Genomic DNA, 16,499 nt, shown 5'->3' with positions numbered 1-16,499 from the left:
CCCGGCTTGTCAGCCGGTTTTCAGGCGGTCCCCGAACTCGGCAAAGACCTGTTCATAAACGCCGCGCTTGAACGCCACGATGCCGGCGGTCAGGTCCGCGGCAGGCTGCCAGCACCATTCGCTGAACTCGGGATGATCCGTGTCGATCCGCACATCCGTGTCGCGGCCATTGAACCGCAGCAGAAACCATTTCTGGATCTGCCCGCCATATTTGCCCTTCCAGACCTTGCCCAGCAATTCCGGCGGCAGGTCATAGGTGACCCAATCGGCCGTTTCGGACTCGACCGTGACCAGATCGGGCGAGACGCCGGTTTCCTCGACCAATTCGCGCAGCGCCGCATCGCGCGGTGTTTCGCCCTTGTCGATCCCGCCCTGTGGCATCTGCCAGGCGTGGCCCGGATTGTCGATCCGACGGCCGGCAAAGACCAGACCGTCGCGATTGACCAGAACCACACCCGCGCAGGGGCGATAGGGCAAACCGCCCGGCCCCTGCCGGACGGGAATGTCGGCAGGGCTCATTCGGTGGCTGCGCCTTCGTTATCCTCGGCCGCGCCCGATCCTTCGCCGGTCACGGCGGGCGTGTCGCTGCGGGCAACATCGCCGGCGTGGAAATTCACCGCTGACAAGCCCTTCAGAATGTCGACCGCATAGGCCAGCTGGTAATCCTCTTCGCGCAGCTTCGCGGTCGCCTCGACCTGGGCGGCCTCTTCCTCGATCTGCTTGCGCTCTTCCTCGCTGATCGAATCATTGTTCAGCGCACCGCGCAGATCCGCCTCGGAGCGCGAGAAGTTCGACCGGCTCAGCGGTTCATTCTCCTCCTCGGTCGCAGCGGGATCAGGGCGAGGCTGGGCGACGATGATGTCGGGATTGATCCCCAGCGACTGAATCGAGCGGCCCGACGGCGTATAGTAACGCGCGGTGGTCAGGCGGATGGCGCTGTCAGACGTGACGGGCATGACCGTCTGGACCGACCCCTTGCCAAAGGATTTTTCGCCCACGACGATGGCGCGGCGATGATCCTGAAGCGCGCCGGTCACGATCTCGGACGCGCTGGCAGAGCCGCCATTGATCAGGACGACCATCGGCTTGCCCTGCGCCATATCGCCGGCCTCGGCATTCCAGCGTTCGCTTTCCTCAGGCTTGCGGCCACGGGTGCTGACGATCTCGCCGGCATCAAGGAAGGCGTCGCTGACGCTGATCGCCTGGTTCAGCAGGCCACCGGGGTTGTTGCGCAGATCCAGCACGAAACCGGTGACCTTGTCGATTCCGCCAGCCTCTTCCACGGCCTTGTTCAACTCGCTTTCCAGCGTGTCATAGGTCTCGTCATTGAAGGTCGAGACGCGAAGCACGACCGAATGCCCCTCGATCCGGGTTTTCACGACCGTCAGCTTGATCGTGTCGCGGGTCATGGTCAGGTCGAACGGCTCGGGCGTGTCCTGGCGCAGGATGGTCACGGTGATTTCCGAACCGACCGGCCCGCGCATCTTGTCGACGGCCTCGTCCAGCGTCAGCCCCATCAGCGATTCGCCGTTCACATGGGTGATGAAATCGCCCGGCTGCACGCCCGCCTCGCTGGCGGGGGTGTCGTCGATGGGCGAGACCACCTTGACGATCCCGTCCTCCTGGCTGACCTCGATCCCCAGGCCGCCAAAGCTGCCGCGGGTCTGGGTCTGCATGTCTTCATAGTCATTGGCCGACAGGAAACCGGAATGCGGATCCAACGAGGTCAGCATGCCGTTGATCGCGGCCTCGATCAGCTTTTTCTCGTCGGGCGCCTCGACATAGTCGGACCGCACCCGTTCAAACACATTGCCGAACAGTTCCAGCTGCTCATAGATCGAGGCATTGCTTTCGGCCTCTTGCGCGATCAGCGGGCCAGCGATCTGGGTGGTCACAAGCGCCCCCGCAACGACGCCGCCCAGCCCTGCCATCAGATAATGTTTCATTCCGATCCTTGCCTTTATTCCTGCGGCTCTACGACCGGGTTCATGACGAACCATTCGGCCGGATCGAGCGTCTCTCCGCCCTGCCTCAACTCGACATACAGGGTTTCGCTGCGTCCTGCACCCCCGCCCCGCGCGGCATCTGCCACAAATTGCGCCCCGAACTCGGCGGCGCGCGCCTCGGACCCGCCCATCAGGCCCAATGGCTCGCCCAGGGCCAGCACATCGCCCACCTCACCAAACACCTGATCCAGGCCCGCGAAAACCAGAAGATAACCGCGAGCCGGTTCAACGATCATCACATTGCCGTAATCCAGCAAGGGCCCGCGATAGCGGATCGTTGCCGGCCAGGGCGTCGTCACCAGCGAGGCGGGCGCGGCGGCAATCAGAATGCCCGGCCGTTGAACACCTGCGGCATCGGTCTCGTTGTAATAGCGGACGACCTCGCCCGTGACCGGCAGCGGCAAGCTGCCCTGCGCACCGGCGAAATCCTCCATGGGCGGGCCGACATCATCCTCCATCCCGGCGATGCCGCGGGCAAATTCGTCCAGACTGTCGGCCGATGCCTGCAATTGCTGCAATTCCTCGGGATTGTCGCCAAAACGCAAGGGCATGGTGGATCGGTCGGTCACGGCGCTGGCCAGCAGCCGCCGCGCCTCTTGCACCGAGGCAAGTCCCTCGTCCAGCATCACCGCCGCGCTGGCCTGCAATTCGCGAACCGCGGCAATCTCGTCCAGGTCGGTTTGCAGCCGGTCGGCCTCGGCCCGCAGACCCGGCGTCACCGCCGACAGGATCATGCCCGCCCGCGCCGTGGCCACCCCGCCCGCCGGATGCAGCAGCAACGCCGTCTCGGGCGAGCGTTCCATCGCCATCATGACGCCCAGCACATCCGACAGATTCTCGCGCTGCGATTCGAACCGGTCGCGCAGCTCGGCCTCGCGCAAAGCGGCCTGGCGCAGCCCCTCGCGCAGCGCGGCCTGCCCCTGTTCATAGCCCCGGATCACCTCGGCCAGCGCCGTGACCTGGTCATCGGCCTCCAGCGCGTCGGCCAGCTTGGCCACCGAGTCGCGCAGTTGGGCGGCGGCGGCCTCGGCCATGGCACGGGCGTCGCCGGCAGTTTGCGCGGCGGCTGTGGACATCATGGGCGGGAAGACCAGCGTCAGGGCCAGAACGAAAGGGGCAAGAAGGCGGTTCATGTGACGATCAGGCTTTTCCCGGTCATCTCGGCGGGCTGATCCAGCCCCATCAGCTGCAAAACGGTCGGCGCAAGATCGGCCAGCCGGCCCTTGCGCAGATGCGCATCAGCGGGGCCGTTATAGACGATCACCGGCACCGGATTGATCGTATGGGCGGTATGGGGGCCGCCGGTCACCGGGTCGATCATGGTTTCGCAATTGCCGTGATCGGCGCAGATCACCGCCGCCCCGCCCACGCGGTCCAGCGCCGCCAGCATGGCGCCCAGCCCCGCATCCACCGCCTCGCAGGCGCGGATCGCGGCAGGCAGGCTGCCGGTATGGCCGACCATGTCGGGATTGGCAAAATTGACCACGATCAGATCATAGCCGGCCTCGATCACCTCGACCAGCTTGGCCGTCACCTCGGCTGCGGCCATTTCCGGCGCCAGATCATAGGTCGCGACCTTGGGGCTGGAGGGCATGAAGCGGTCCTCGCCCGGCTCTGGCGCCTCTTTCCCGCCATTCAGGAAGAAGGTGACATGAGGATATTTCTCGGTCTCGGCCAGGCGGAACTGTTTCAGCCCCTTGCCCGCGACCCAGGCCCCAAGCGTATTGGCCACCTGCCGCTTGGGATAGGCGGCCGTCATGAATTCGTCATGCCGGGTGGAGTAGTCGACCATACCCAGAAGCGCCGCCCATTGGGGGCGTTCACCAGTCTGGAAGGCGTCGAAATCGGGCTGGCCGATGGCTGACAGGATCTCGCGCGCGCGGTCGGCCCGGAAATTGAGGCAGAAGAACCCGTCACCATCCTCGGCACCGTTATAACCGTCGATGATGAAGGGTTGAATGAACTCATCCGTCTCGCCCCGCTGATAGGCCATGCTGACGGCCTGGTCAGCGGCTGGTGCAGCCTCGCCCTCGCCATGGATCATCGCGTCATAGGCACGGCTGACCCGTTCCCACCGATTGTCGCGGTCCATGGCGTAATAGCGGCCGATGACGGTGCCGATGCGCGCGCCTTCGGGCAGATTGCCCTGCAATTCGGTGACGAAACCCATCGCCGATTTCGGAGGCACATCGCGGCCATCGGTGATCGCGTGAATCACCACCGGCACGCCCGCCCCTGCCACTGCCTGCGCGGCGGCAAGCACATGCGCGATATGGCCATGCACGCCACCATCAGAGACCACGCCCATCAGATGCGCCGTGCCACCGCTGGCCTTCAGCGCCGCAATGAAGCTGCCCAGGGTTTCATTGCCGAAAAAGCTGCGATCCTCGATGGCCAGGTCGATCTGGCCCAGATCCATGGCGACGACACGGCCCGCGCCGATATTCGTATGCCCGACCTCGGAATTGCCCATCTGGCCCGAGGGCAGGCCGACATCAGGGCCAAAGGTCGTCAGCGTTGCATTGGGACAGTCGCGCATCAAGCGGTCGTAATTGGGCGTATTCGCCTGATCGGGGGCGCTTTGCTCGGGGCGGTCGGAAATGCCCCAGCCGTCGAGAATGCACAGAACCACGGGTTTGGTCATCGCTGCCTCATGCGTTTTTGGTCTCATTACGCCTGACGGCGCGTCTCGGCAACCACCGGACCGGGGCGCTGCCCCGGACCCCGGGATATTTCGATCAAAGCGAGGCGGCCTTCATCCGTGCAGAAATATCCTGGGGGAGTCGCGCATCGCGCGGCGGGGGCAAAGCCCCCTTTTCTAGACCCGATGATAAGGCCCCCCCGCAAGAATGGTCGAGGCACGGTAAAGCTGTTCGGCCAGCATGACGCGGGCCAGCATGTGCGGCCAGACCATGCGGCTGAAACTGATCTGCCAATCCGCACGCGCCCGCAGCGCCGGGTCGATCCCGTCGGCGCCACCGATCAGAAAGCAGACATCCCTTGCCTGGTCGCGATAGCCGGCCAGACGCGCGGCAAATTCCGGCGAACTGGGCTGATCGCCGCGTTCATCCAGCGCGATCAGCGCCGCGCCCTCGGGGATGGCGCGGGTCAGCAGATCGGCCTCGGTCGCCATGCCGCCGCCCTTGCGGTCGTCGATTTCGGTCAGGCTCACGACAGGAAGGCCAAGCCCCCGGCCGGTCTTGGCAAAGCGGTCCAGATAATCGGCGACCAGCGCCGATTCCGGCCCCTTGCGCAGCCGCCCGACGGCGGCGATCACGATCTTCATGCGGCCTTAGTGCCCCGAAGGCTGTGTCGGCCGTTCGCGGGCCAGCACATCGGCCGGCATCCACATCTTTTCCAGCTGATAGAATTCCCGAACCTCGGGGCGGAACACATGGACGACGACATCGTCCGTGTCGATCAGCACCCAATCGCCGGTATCCTTGCCCTCGATCCGGGCCGTGCGACCGGTCGCCTGCTTGTACCGTTCGGCCAGTTTTTCGGCGATGGTGGCGACCTGACGGGCATTTCGGCCCGAGGCGATGACCATGTGATCCGCCATGGCGGAACGGCCCCGCAGGTCGATCTGCACGATATCTTCGGCCTTGTCATCTTCCAGCGAGGTCAGGATGCGGGCCAGCACCTGATCGCTGCTCAGGTCGGTTGCCGCTGCGGTCGCGGCCGGCGTTTCAGCCGGCGTTGCGTGTTGGGACAGGGTTTGATCCTCCGGTCTGCGCGCCGATCGCCCCCGGCGCAGGGGATGCTTCAAAGATAGCATTTTTTCGCCCCATCTCAATCGCCGGTCACGAATTCGGGACGGGACGTAACCGAATTGCCATCCGCCACGGCGATGGCATCGTTCAGCAGCCGCACCTCGCGCTGTGGGAAGGGGATGGAAATGCCATGTTTCTTGAACGCATCCCACAGCGCCAGAAACACCTGACCACGCACATTGGTCAGCCCGCCCTCGGAATCGGTGATCCAGAAGCGCAGCACATAATCGACCGAGCTGTCGCCGAATCCGGTGATCCAGCAGACCGGGGTGCGCTGCGCCATCACCCGTTTGACCGTCATGGCGGCGTTGATGGCGATCTTGCTGACCTCATGGGGATCATCATCATATGAGGTGCCGAATTTCAGGTCGAGCCGCACGAAATTGTTGGTATGCGACCAGTTCACCACCTGCCCGGTCACCAGATCCTCGTTCGGGATCAGATATTCCTTGCCGTCGCGGGTGACGACGCTGACATAGCGTGCGCCCAGTTCCTCGATCCAGCCGAACGTGTCGCCGATGCTGATCACGTCGCCGGGCTTGACGGATTTGTCCAGCAGGATGATGACGCCCGAAACCAGGTTCGAAACCACCTTTTGCAGGCCAAAGCCGATGCCGACCCCGACCGCGCCGGAAAAGACCGCAAGGCCCGTCAGGTCAAAGCCTACCGCCTTCAGCCCGATGATGACAGCCAGCGTGAACAGCACCACCTGCAACAACTTGGCCGTCAGCACCCGCATCGAGGGCGAGATATCGCTGTTGTTGGCCAACCGCCCCGTCACGGTCCGCGACAGGAAGCGGGCGCCTCCGATCATCAGCCCGGTGATGGCCAGCGCCTTGATGACGGTCAGGGCCGACAGCCGGAACTCGCCAAAGCTGATCGCGACGCTTTCCAGAAAATGCGAAGTCGGGTCCAGAAGTTTGAGGAAATACAAGGTCACCCAGACCCACGCGCCCCAAGTGACGATACGCCGCAAAAACGGGTTCGAGATGACGCGCACCAGAAAGCTGATCACCAGCCAGGCGGTCGAGACCACCGCAGCAAGCGCGATCAATTGGCTGCGCGAGGGCCAGGTGAGTTCCCGCATCACAGCGACAGTGGCCCAGGCAAAAATCGCGAAAAAGATCAGGCGCAGGCGCCGTCCGACCATCAACCCCAACCGCAGCTGCCATTTGCGCCAGCCTTCACGGCTGCGCAGCCAATCGCTTAGCCGGGGCGCGGTCAGCCAGGCGGCAAGCCAGGCCAGAACGGCCAGCGCAACAATGCCCAGCAGCTGATACAACCGCCAGGGTGCCAGCATGGACTGGGCGAACAGCCGGACATGCGACCAAAGCCCCTCGGCCGCGTTGACGATATCCGGGGTCAATTGGTCCATTCCTGTCCTCCTTTGGTGGATCATAACACTGCATTCGGCCAGTGGGGCAAGACGATCCTTGCCGGATGGTCCGAAGCGCACTAGATTGCCCCTCATGTCTGGTTTTATCTATTTCGACATCCATGACCGCGCCCGCCTGCCGGGCCGCTTCTATGGCGAAATCCTGGGCGTGACCGCGCGGGTCTGAGGGCGCATGCCCGTCACATCCGCCGATCCTCCAGCCGTTGCAAAAAGCAAGAGACAGCCATGACCCAAGACAATGCCAAACCCCGCACGCTTTACGACAAGATCTGGGACGCCCATCTGGTCGACCAGACTGCGGATGGCACCTGCCTGCTGTATATCGACCGCCATCTGGTTCATGAAGTGACCAGCCCGCAGGCCTTCGAGGGGCTGCGCATGTCGGGTCGCAAGGTCCGGGCGCCGGAAAAGACCATCGCCGTGCCCGACCACAACGTGCCCACCACCGCCGATCGCGAAACCCATATCGACAATGAGGATTCGCGCATCCAGGTCGAGGCGCTTGACCGCAATGCCCGCGAATTCGGCGTGACCTATTACCCGGTGGACGATATCCGCCAGGGGATCGTGCATATCATCGGCCCGGAACTGGGCTGGACCCTGCCCGGCATGACCGTGGTTTGCGGTGACAGCCATACCTCGACCCATGGTGCCTTTGGGGCACTGGCCCATGGCATCGGCACGTCCGAGGTGGAACATGTTCTGGCCACGCAGACGCTGATCCAGAAGAAATCCAAGAACATGAAGGTGGAAATCACCGGCACCCTGCCGCCGGGCGTGACCGCCAAGGACATCACCCTTTCTGTGATCGGCAAGACCGGGACCGCCGGCGGCACCGGCTATGTCATCGAATATTGCGGCGAGGCGATCCGTGCGCTGTCGATGGAAGGCCGCATGACCGTCTGCAACATGGCGATCGAGGGCGGCGCCCGCGCCGGGCTGATCGCCCCGGATGAAACCACCTTCGCCTATGTGAAGGGCCGTCCCCACGCCCCGAAAGGCGCGGCATGGGAAGCGGCGGTGAACTGGTGGAAGACGCTGAAATCCGACGATGACGCGCATTTCGACAAGGTCGTGACGATCCGTGCCGAGGACATCACCCCCGTCATCACCTGGGGCACCAGCCCCGAGGATGTGCTGCCGATCACCGGCACCGTCCCCTCGCCCGAGGATTTCACCGGCGGCAAGATCGAGGCCGCCCGCCGCAGCCTTGACTATATGGGCCTGACGCCCGGCACCCCGTTGGACCAGATCGCCATCGACGCGGTCTTTATCGGTTCCTGCACCAATGGCCGGATCGAGGATCTGCGCGCTGCCGCCGCCATTCTCAGGGGCCGCAAGCTGGCCGATGGCGTGCGAGGCATGGTCGTGCCCGGCTCGGGTCTGGTGCGTTTGCAAGCCGAGGAAGAAGGGCTGGACCAGATCTTCAAGGATGCCGGTTTTGAATGGCGCCTTGCGGGCTGTTCCATGTGCCTTGGCATGAACCCTGACCAATTGGCACCGGGCGAACGCTGCGCGGCCACCTCGAACCGCAATTTCGAGGGGCGTCAGGGCTATAAGGGTCGCACGCATCTGATGTCGCCGGCCATGGCGGCAGCGGCTGGCGTGACCGGCCGACTGACCGATGTGCGTGCGCTGACGGGTCAGGCAGAGCCCGCCTGACCGGCGGCGCGGCAGGGACCGTCACGACATGAAACCTGATGTCGCATCCGGGCGCTGCGGGCATGACCATGCCCGCCCGGCCGTCCTGGCTAGCTTAGTGGCCGCGCGGTTCCAACGGGAAACCGGGGGGCGGCTTGGTTGCCTGTGTGCTTTTGCCGCCCTCGGGGCCGGGCGTCTGTTGCGGCACCCCGCCGGCAAGGGGGCGCTGCCCGCCGGCGACACGGGCGGCACCGGCGGCGACAGAGGCCGATTGTCGGGCAGCGGCCGCCGCGCGCCGTTCACCGGGACGGATGCGCCCGCTCAGCAGGCCGATGGCATTGATCGCGATCAGCAGAAGCCCGATATTCTCCAGCAGGAAATTCATGCTGATGCCCATCACCGACTTGCTGCCCAGAAGGTCGACCAGGTGAAAGCTGCTGGCCCGGATCACCACATAGGCCGCGACAATGCCAAGCCCCAGCAGGGCCAGCCCGTGCGTCCTGCGGTGCCGCCGCATCAGGATCGTGCCGCGCCGATACAACAGGAATACGGCCGCGATCAGCACGATGATGAAAACCAGTTGCGCGAAACGGCGCACATCATACCAGCCCATCGTTTCGAACCAGCAACGCGCCGTGGCGGTAAAGGCCGTTTGCAGATCAAGCTGCTTGTTCAGCGCCAAAGCCAGCATCAGCACCATCACGATGGCCCAGAACCGGCGCAGGGTCCGCTCGTGCCGGCTGTTCCAGACCATCGCCGCCAGAACCGCGCAGATCAGATAGGATATGACCGTCAGCCATCCGAATATGGTAGGATCACCAATCACCGGTGTCCAACCCTGCCCAAGACAGTCGAAGATCTGCGTCATTTCCGGCACCCCGCCCAGATTATCTTTTGTGTCGCCCCGGCGACCCAATCTCGCCCAAGCCCAGAGTAAAGGTCAGACATGGAAAAGTTCACGACATTAACCGGAATCGCCGCGCCCATGCCCTTGGTCAATATTGACACGGACATGATAATTCCAAAGCAGTTTCTGAAAACAATCAAACGTTCCGGTTTAGGAAAAAATCTGTTCGATGAAATGCGCTATAATCAGGACGGCACCGAGATCGCGGATTTCGTCCTGAACCAGCCGGCCTATCGGCAGGCGCAAATCATCGTGGCCGGTGACAATTTCGGCTGCGGCTCGTCGCGCGAACATGCGCCCTGGGCGCTGCTGGATTTCGGCATTCGCTGCGTCATCTCGACCAGCTTTGCCGACATCTTCTATAACAACTGCTTCAAGAACGGCATCCTGCCCGTCGTCCTGCCGCAAGAGGCCGTGGATGCGCTGATGGAGGACGCCCGCCGCGGCGCCAATGCCCGGATCAACGTCGATCTGAACGCGCAGACGGTCACCAGCTCGGACGGGCAGGTCTTTGCCTTTGACATCGACCCCGATCGCAAGCACAGCCTGCTGAACGGGTTGGATGATATTGGCCTGACCATGGAAAAGGCCCCCGCCATCGACCGGTTCGAATCCCAGATGGCACAGGCCCGTCCTTGGGTCTGAGGACCGCATTGCTGGCGCTGTCCCTGATGGCGCCGGCGCTGATCCCGGCACTGTCACAAGCCGACACCCTGCGCATCGCCAGCTATGGGCCGGACCTGTCGCGCAAGGGGCCGGGCCTGCTGTTGGCCGATATCGAGGATCGCGACGAACAGGTCATGGCCTCTGCCGCAACAATTGCGATGGCACGACCCGACGCGGTGCTGCTGACGGGCTTTGACTGGGACCATGACGGCCGCGCGCTAGAGGGTTTTGCCGCCCTGCTGGCCGAGGCGGGCTGGGACATGCCGCATCGCTTTGCCGCGCGGCCGAACAGCGGCATGGCGACGGGCATCGACCTGGATGGCGACGGGCGCAGCGGCACGGCCGATGATGCCCAGGGCTTTGGCTTTTTCACCGGGCAATCGGGCATGGCGGTGCTTTCGCGCCTGCCCCTGGGTCAGGTCACTGACCACAGCGCCTTTCTGTGGCGTGACCTGCCCGGCAATCTGATGCCGGACACCTCGCCCGAAGCCGCCGCGATCCAGCGCCTGTCATCCACTGCCCATTGGGACGTGCCGCTGATGGTTCAGGGCCGTCCCCTGCACCTGCTGGCATGGTCCGCCACCCCCCCGGTCTTTGACGGCCCCGAGGATCGCAACGGCCGGCGCAACCATGACGAGGCCGCCTTCTGGCTGCGTCACCTGCCTTCGGATGGCCGTTTCGTGTTGCTGGGCAATCTGAACATCGACCCCGCCGATGGCGATGGCCGCCCCGAGGCCTTGCAAGCCCTGCTGGGCGTGGCGCAAGACCCGCTTCCCAAGGGTGACTGGCAGCCGCCGCAGGACGGCGCCAATGCCACGCAGAAGGGCGACCCGGCGCTGGACACGGCGGATTGGGCCGATGCCGATGGCCCCGGCAATCTGCGTGCCGATTATGTCCTGCCCTCGCAGGGGCTGACGGTCATCGCCGCCGGCGTGCTGTGGCCCGATCCCGAAACCGAAGCGGGCGCGATCGTGGCGCGGGCATCGCGGCATCGGCTGGTCTGGGTCGATCTGGCCCTTCCCTGACCGACCGAGGGATCGACGGGCCGGGTTATTCGGCGGCGATCCGCAATGCCTCGTCCCGGTCGTATTCGCCCAGATGGATCGTGCAGGCACATCGCAGCAACGAAGTGAAGTTCCGCGCCTCGCCATGCAGTTCCAGCACCTCGGAATGCAGCTTCGAGATGAAGGCGGGGGTCGAGACCCCCTCGCGCAGGGCTATTCCGTCCAGGATCCGCCAGAAAGCGCGCTCCAGACGGATCGAGGTCGACTGCCCGTTCAGCCGCAGCCGCCGGGTTTCTGTTTCATATCGGGCCGGATCCTGTCCGGCAAAGATCTGGCACATCAGCTTGATCTCGGGTGATGGAGATTGCCTGATCTTGCGGCAGAAGTGCCGCCCGGTCAACGAGACAGGCGCCACCCGCCGCCGCAAGGCGACGATGTGGCGCCGCTTTGCGGCGGCGTCAGGTGCCGGTGGCCGTGACGGCGCTGTCGATCAGATCCGCGATCTCGGCCGGGTGCGAGGCAAGCGAGGCGTGGCTGGACGCAAGGCTGATGGTGTCTTTCGCGTTCATCCGTGCCGCCATCATCCGCTGATTGTCGGGATGGATCATCCGGTCATGGGTCGATATCTGATACCAGCTTGGCTTCACCTTCCAGGCGGGTGCGCTGATCGCATCGCCAAAGGTGCTGGCCTTTGGTGCCTTTTGCGTGACGGCCATGATCCGCGCCTCGTCCTCGCCGAGATCCTGGCAGAAGCTTTCGCGGAACTTGTCCTGCGCCACCCACAGATAGCCGTCACTGTCGGGCTGGATATTGCCAAAGGCCTCGGGCGGGTTCGCCTGGCTGATCCCGCCGGGGCTTTCGCCGGCGTCGGGCGCGAAGGCTGCGACATAGACAAGCCCGGCCACATGCGGCATGTCGCCAGCCTCGGTGATCACCGCGCCGCCATAGGAATGCCCGACCAGCAGCACCGGGCCCTTCATCTGCCGGATCATCTGCTGGGTGCGGGCCACGTCGTCAGCCAGTGAGGTCAGCGGATTCTCGACCGCATGCAGGTCGTGGTAACCGCGTTTGTGCAATTGGGTGATGACATGGGCCCAATGAGCCGCCCCACCCCAGAAACCGTGAACAAGAACGATGGCCGGACGCTGCATGGAAATCCCTCCTCTTGGCTACACCCGGGCAGAGTTGCATGGAACGCAAAACCGGTAAAGTGACTTCACGATCGGACGTGCAAGCCCGTCGCGATGACAGGCCTGACCATTTATGCTGCCGGTGGCTCTGCCAAGGCTTGCGCCAGAACATCATGCGCATGCGCCGACATCTGCGCGACATTGATCCGCATGAAACCTGCTGCGGATCGCGCCGGGCTGAACACATTGCCGGGCGCCAGCACCACGTCCGACCGCAGCGCAAGACCCGCAATCCGCGCCGCGTCGCGGCCATCGGGCAACTGGCACCACAGGTAAAACCCGCCCCGCGGCAGCAGCCACGGCGTGATACCCAGCCCTTCAAGCCTGCGGGCCGTCTCTTTCCGGGCGCGCGCCAGACGCTGTCGGATTCCGGCAAGATGCTTGCGATAGCTGCCATCGCTTAGCGTCGCCTGCACAAGCTCGGCCGCGAAAGGTCCGGGGCCACCGAAATTCGTTGCCACCTGAAGATCGGTCAGCGCCTCGATCAGGTCGGGCTGACCGGCGACATAGCCGCAGCGGATGGATGCCGAAAGGGTTTTGGAAAAACCACCGATCCTGATCACCCGCTCCAGGCCGTCAAGCGTGGCCAGCCGGGCCGAGCGTTCGGGTTCCAGCGCGGCAAAGGTCTCGTCTTCGATGATCGTCAGGTCATGCGCCGCTGCCAGCCCCAGCAGCCGATGCGCCACCTGCGCCGACATCGTTGCGCCGGTGGGATTATGCAACGCGCTGTTGGTGATATACAGCCGTGGCGCCTGGGTTTGCAGCACCTCGGCAAAGGCGGCCAGATCCGGTCCGCTCGCCGTCATGGGCACGGTGACGATGCGCAGCTTGTAGACCCGCAGCAAAGCCTGAAAGTTGAAGTAGCAGGGATCGTCCAGCAGCACCGTATCGCCCGGCCGCAGCAGATAGCGGCAGATCAGATCCAACGCCTGCGAGGTCGAGCCGGTCAGCAGGATCGCATCAGGGCTGACCGACAGTTCATCTTCCGCGAACAGGCGCGCCAGTTGCCGACGCAGGGACAAGGTCCCGCGACTGTTGCCATAATCCGTCAGCACCGACGGCTCGCCCCGCGCAATCTCGCGCAAGGCGCGGCTGATCGCCTGATGCGGCATCCAATCCGGTGGCAGCCAGCCGCAGCCGGGCCGGTCGGTGCCTTCGGGGGCGTCCAGCGCCTGTCGCGACACCCAGAACGGGTCCACCTCACGCGCGGGACTGGGACCCGGCTCGCGCATCTGCATGGATGGCGCCACCCCCGAAGCATAAAAACCCGAACCCGGCCGTGCGTGAATGATGCCCTCGGCCGCCAGCCGATCATAGGCTTCAACAATGGTCGATGGCGAAACCCCCATCGTTGCCGCAAAAGCACGGATCGAGGGCAGCCGCTCGCCCGGCAGCAACGTCCGCATGGCCAACCGGCTGCGGATCGCCTGCATGACCTTTTCGGTGCGTGGGGCCTGCGCCATGGCCGTCCAATCGTATGGGTGATTAAGGCAATACAGTTTGGCTGAATTGTATTGCTTCGTCCCTGCCCTGGCCAGCGCATTCCGCCTATACCGCGCATCAAAGCAAAGGGGCAGTTGATGAACAAGGCATATGACGGTTGGGCAAGCGGGTTTCTTGGCGTGCTGATTTTCAGCGGGTCATTGCCGGCAACACGGGTCGCGGTCGCTGATTTCGGGCCGATGTTTCTGACCTCGGCCCGCGCGGTCATCGCAGCAATGCTGGCCGGACTGCTGCTGGTGCTGTTGCGGCAGGGCCGACCCTCGCGGGCCGATCTGGGTGGCTTGTGCATCGTCTCGATCGGGGTGGTTCTTGGATTTCCACTGCTGACGGCACTGGCCTTGCAGCAGATCACCTCGGCACATTCGATCGTGTTCATCGGGCTTTTGCCGCTGGCCACCGCCATCTTCGGCGTGGTTCGGGGCGGTGAACGGCCCCGCCCCGTCTTCTGGATCTTTTCCGGCGCGGGCAGTCTGGCTGTCGCCCTTTATGCCTGGACGCAGGGCGATGGCGGCACGATGGCCGGCGATCTGCTGATGCTGGCCGCGATCGTCCTGTGCGGGCTGGGCTATGCCGAGGGGGCGGTGTTGTCGCGGCGCCTTGGCGGCTGGCAGGTGATTTCCTGGGCCCTGCTGCTGTCACTGCCCGCGATGCTGGCGCTGGTCTGGCTGACATGGCCGCAGGGGTTCCAGGCGGCAACCACTCAGGGCGTGCTGAGCCTGGGCTATGTGTCCGTTTTCAGCATGATGATCGGCTTTGTCTTCTGGTATCGCGGCCTGGCGCTTGGCGGCATTGCGAAAGTGGGGCAGTTGCAATTGCTGCAACCGTTCTTCGGGCTGCTTCTCGCCGGCCTTCTGCTGGGCGAGCCGGTCGACGCATCCATGATCGTCGTTACCCTGCTGGTCGTCACCTGCGTGGCGGGCGCGCGGCGTTATGCCTGATCGCCCGCAGCCGCCGTAACGAAAAAGACCGCCCCTTTCGGAGCGGCCCTTGTTCTTGTCCCGGCAAGGTGCGTGCAAGCACGCACCCGACGTCATCACTTGATGATCTTCGACACCACGCCGGCGCCGACCGTGCGGCCGCCTTCGCGGATCGCGAAGCGCAGCTTTTCTTCCATCGCGATCGGGGCGATCAGCTCGACCTCGAACTTCAGGTTGTCGCCCGGCATCACCATTTCCGTGCCTTCCGGCAGCTTCACCGTCCCGGTCACGTCCGTCGTGCGGAAGTAGAACTGCGGACGGTAGTTGGCGAAGAACGGCGTGTGACGGCCACCCTCTTCCTTGGTCAGGATNCGGATCGCGAAGCGCAGCTTTTCTTCCATCGCGATCGGGGCGATCAGCTCGACCTCGAACTTCAGGTTGTCGCCCGGCATCACCATTTCCGTGCCTTCCGGCAGCTTCACCGTCCCGGTCACGTCCGTCGTGCGGAAGTAGAACTGCGGACGGTAGTTGGCGAAGAACGGCGTGTGACGGCCACCCTCTTCCTTGGTCAGGATGTAGGCTTCGGCTTCAAACGTGGTGTGCGGCGTCACCGATTTCGGCTTCACCAGAACCTGACCACGCTCGACGCCGTCACGGTCGATGCCGCGCAGCAGAACGCCGACGTTGTCGCCAGCCTCCCCGCGATCCAGCAGCTTGCGGAACATTTCAACGCCCGTGCAGGTGGTCTTCTTGGTGTCGCGGATGCCCACGATTTCCAGTTCGTCACCCACGTTCACAGCGCCGCGCTCGATCCGGCCGGTCACAACCGTGCCGCGGCCCGAAATCGAGAACACGTCCTCGATCGGCAGCAGGAACGGCTGGTCAACGGCGCGCTCGGGCGTCGGGATATAGCTGTCAACGGCCTCGATCAGCGCACGGATCGAGTTCTCGCCGATTTCCGGGTCACGGCCTTCCAGCGCCGCCAGAGCCGAGCCCTTGATGATCGGAATGTCATCGCCCGGATAGTCATAGCTGGACAGCAGCTCGCGCACTTCCATCTCGACCAGTTCCAGCAGTTCCTCGTCATCCACCTGGTCGACCTTGTTCAGGTAGACGACCATGTAGGGAATGCCGACCTGACGGCCCAGCAGGATGTGTTCGCGCGTCTGCGGCATCGGGCCGTCTGCGGCGTTAACCACCAGGATCGCGCCATCCATCTGCGCCGCGCCGGTGATCATGTTCTTGACGTAGTCGGCGTGGCCGGGGCAGTCCACATGCGCATAGTGACGCGTGGGCGATTCATATTCCACATGCGCCGTCGAGATCGTGATCCCGCGCGCCTTTTCCTCCGGCGCCCCGTCGATCTGGTCATAGGCCTTGAATTCGCCGAAATACTTCGTAATCGCAGCCGTCAGCGTCGTCTTGCCATGGTCAACGTGACCAATCGTCCCGATGTTGACATGCGGTTTGTTACGTTCAAACTTTGCCTTTGCCAT

16 protein-coding genes are annotated in these 16,499 nt (G+C 64.1%); 4 read left to right on the top strand and 12 right to left on the bottom strand.

All coding sequences use genetic code 11. The annotated features are described in order from the left end of the window. Positions 1-9: 9 nt before the first annotated feature. From FNJ84_RS17285 to FNJ84_RS17255, 7 genes are all read right to left on the bottom strand, one after another. A complete protein-coding gene (locus FNJ84_RS17285) occupies positions 10-519 on the bottom strand; it encodes an RNA pyrophosphohydrolase (protein WP_143794558.1) in 510 nt (169 codons plus the stop codon). Continuing rightward, entirely contained in the window at positions 516-1,946 is a 1,431-nt protein-coding gene (locus FNJ84_RS17280) for a S41 family peptidase (protein ID WP_143794557.1), read from the bottom strand. The genes FNJ84_RS17285 and FNJ84_RS17280 overlap by 4 nt, the downstream gene beginning before the upstream one ends. A 14-nt stretch (positions 1,947-1,960) precedes the next feature. Next, complete coding sequence (locus FNJ84_RS17275; RefSeq protein WP_143794556.1) at positions 1,961-3,139, bottom strand: murein hydrolase activator EnvC; 1,179 nt, start codon at positions 3,137-3,139, stop codon at positions 1,961-1,963. Next, the gene (gene gpmI / locus FNJ84_RS17270; RefSeq protein ID WP_143794555.1) at positions 3,136-4,650 is read right to left on the bottom strand and encodes a 2,3-bisphosphoglycerate-independent phosphoglycerate mutase; all 1,515 of its coding nucleotides are present in this window, start codon (positions 4,648-4,650) and stop codon (positions 3,136-3,138) included. The genes FNJ84_RS17275 and gpmI overlap by 4 nt, the downstream gene beginning before the upstream one ends. Before the next feature lie 174 nt (positions 4,651-4,824). Next, positions 4,825-5,292, bottom strand: coding sequence for a 23S rRNA (pseudouridine(1915)-N(3))-methyltransferase RlmH (gene rlmH / locus FNJ84_RS17265; protein ID WP_143794554.1), 468 nt, complete (start codon positions 5,290-5,292; stop codon positions 4,825-4,827). A gap of 6 nt (positions 5,293-5,298) precedes the next feature. Next, positions 5,299-5,784, bottom strand: a complete 486-nt coding sequence (gene rsfS / locus FNJ84_RS17260) for a ribosome silencing factor (RefSeq protein ID WP_143794553.1) — start codon at positions 5,782-5,784, stop codon at positions 5,299-5,301. A 14-nt stretch (positions 5,785-5,798) separates the two neighbouring features. Further along, a complete protein-coding gene (locus FNJ84_RS17255) occupies positions 5,799-7,154 on the bottom strand; it encodes a mechanosensitive ion channel domain-containing protein (RefSeq protein WP_185968580.1) in 1,356 nt (451 codons plus the stop codon). 246 nt (positions 7,155-7,400) lie between these two features. Here FNJ84_RS17255 and leuC point away from each other — a divergent pair, with 246 nt between their 5' ends. Continuing rightward, positions 7,401-8,837, top strand: a complete 1,437-nt coding sequence (gene leuC, locus FNJ84_RS17250) for a 3-isopropylmalate dehydratase large subunit (protein WP_143794551.1) — start codon at positions 7,401-7,403, stop codon at positions 8,835-8,837. Positions 8,838-8,931: 94 nt separating this feature from the next. Here the strand turns inward: leuC and FNJ84_RS17245 are convergent, their stop codons facing one another. Next, positions 8,932-9,684, bottom strand: a complete 753-nt coding sequence (locus FNJ84_RS17245; RefSeq protein ID WP_143794550.1) for a hypothetical protein — start codon at positions 9,682-9,684, stop codon at positions 8,932-8,934. A 78-nt stretch (positions 9,685-9,762) separates the two neighbouring features. Here FNJ84_RS17245 and leuD point away from each other — a divergent pair, with 78 nt between their 5' ends. Both leuD and FNJ84_RS17235 read left to right on the top strand, forming a co-directional pair. Further along, a complete protein-coding gene (gene leuD / locus FNJ84_RS17240; protein WP_143794549.1) occupies positions 9,763-10,368 on the top strand; it encodes a 3-isopropylmalate dehydratase small subunit in 606 nt (201 codons plus the stop codon). Continuing rightward, entirely contained in the window at positions 10,359-11,414 is a 1,056-nt protein-coding gene (locus FNJ84_RS17235) for an endonuclease/exonuclease/phosphatase family protein (protein WP_255471271.1), read from the top strand. The genes leuD and FNJ84_RS17235 overlap by 10 nt, the downstream gene beginning before the upstream one ends. 25 nt (positions 11,415-11,439) lie before the next feature. Here the strand turns inward: FNJ84_RS17235 and FNJ84_RS17230 are convergent, their stop codons facing one another. From FNJ84_RS17230 to FNJ84_RS17220, 3 genes are all read right to left on the bottom strand, one after another. Continuing rightward, entirely contained in the window at positions 11,440-11,733 is a 294-nt protein-coding gene (locus tag FNJ84_RS17230) for a ribbon-helix-helix domain-containing protein (protein WP_143794625.1), read from the bottom strand. 118 nt (positions 11,734-11,851) lie between these two features. Continuing rightward, positions 11,852-12,544 carry an alpha/beta hydrolase gene (locus tag FNJ84_RS17225; RefSeq protein WP_143794548.1) on the bottom strand — a complete coding sequence of 231 codons (693 nt, stop codon included), beginning with the start codon at positions 12,542-12,544 and terminating at the stop codon, positions 11,852-11,854. Positions 12,545-12,654: 110 nt separating this feature from the next. After that, entirely contained in the window at positions 12,655-14,046 is a 1,392-nt protein-coding gene (locus tag FNJ84_RS17220; protein ID WP_143794547.1) for a PLP-dependent aminotransferase family protein, read from the bottom strand. A 117-nt stretch (positions 14,047-14,163) separates the two neighbouring features. Here FNJ84_RS17220 and FNJ84_RS17215 point away from each other — a divergent pair, with 117 nt between their 5' ends. After that, on the top strand, positions 14,164-15,024 hold the full coding sequence (locus FNJ84_RS17215; protein WP_143794546.1) for a DMT family transporter: 861 nt from the start codon (positions 14,164-14,166) through the stop codon (positions 15,022-15,024). A gap of 95 nt (positions 15,025-15,119) precedes the next feature. Here FNJ84_RS17215 and tuf read toward each other — a convergent pair. Continuing rightward, positions 15,120-16,499 (bottom strand): elongation factor Tu (tuf, locus tag FNJ84_RS17210; RefSeq protein WP_143794545.1); only part of this gene is annotated, 1,380 nt, incomplete at its 5' end.

Source organism: Paracoccus sp. M683, from assembly GCF_007096355.1.
Taxonomy (GTDB): Bacteria; Pseudomonadota; Alphaproteobacteria; order Rhodobacterales; family Rhodobacteraceae; genus Paracoccus.
The sequence above is the reverse complement of the archived record's forward strand: the minus strand, read 5'-3'. Positions and strand labels throughout refer to the sequence as shown.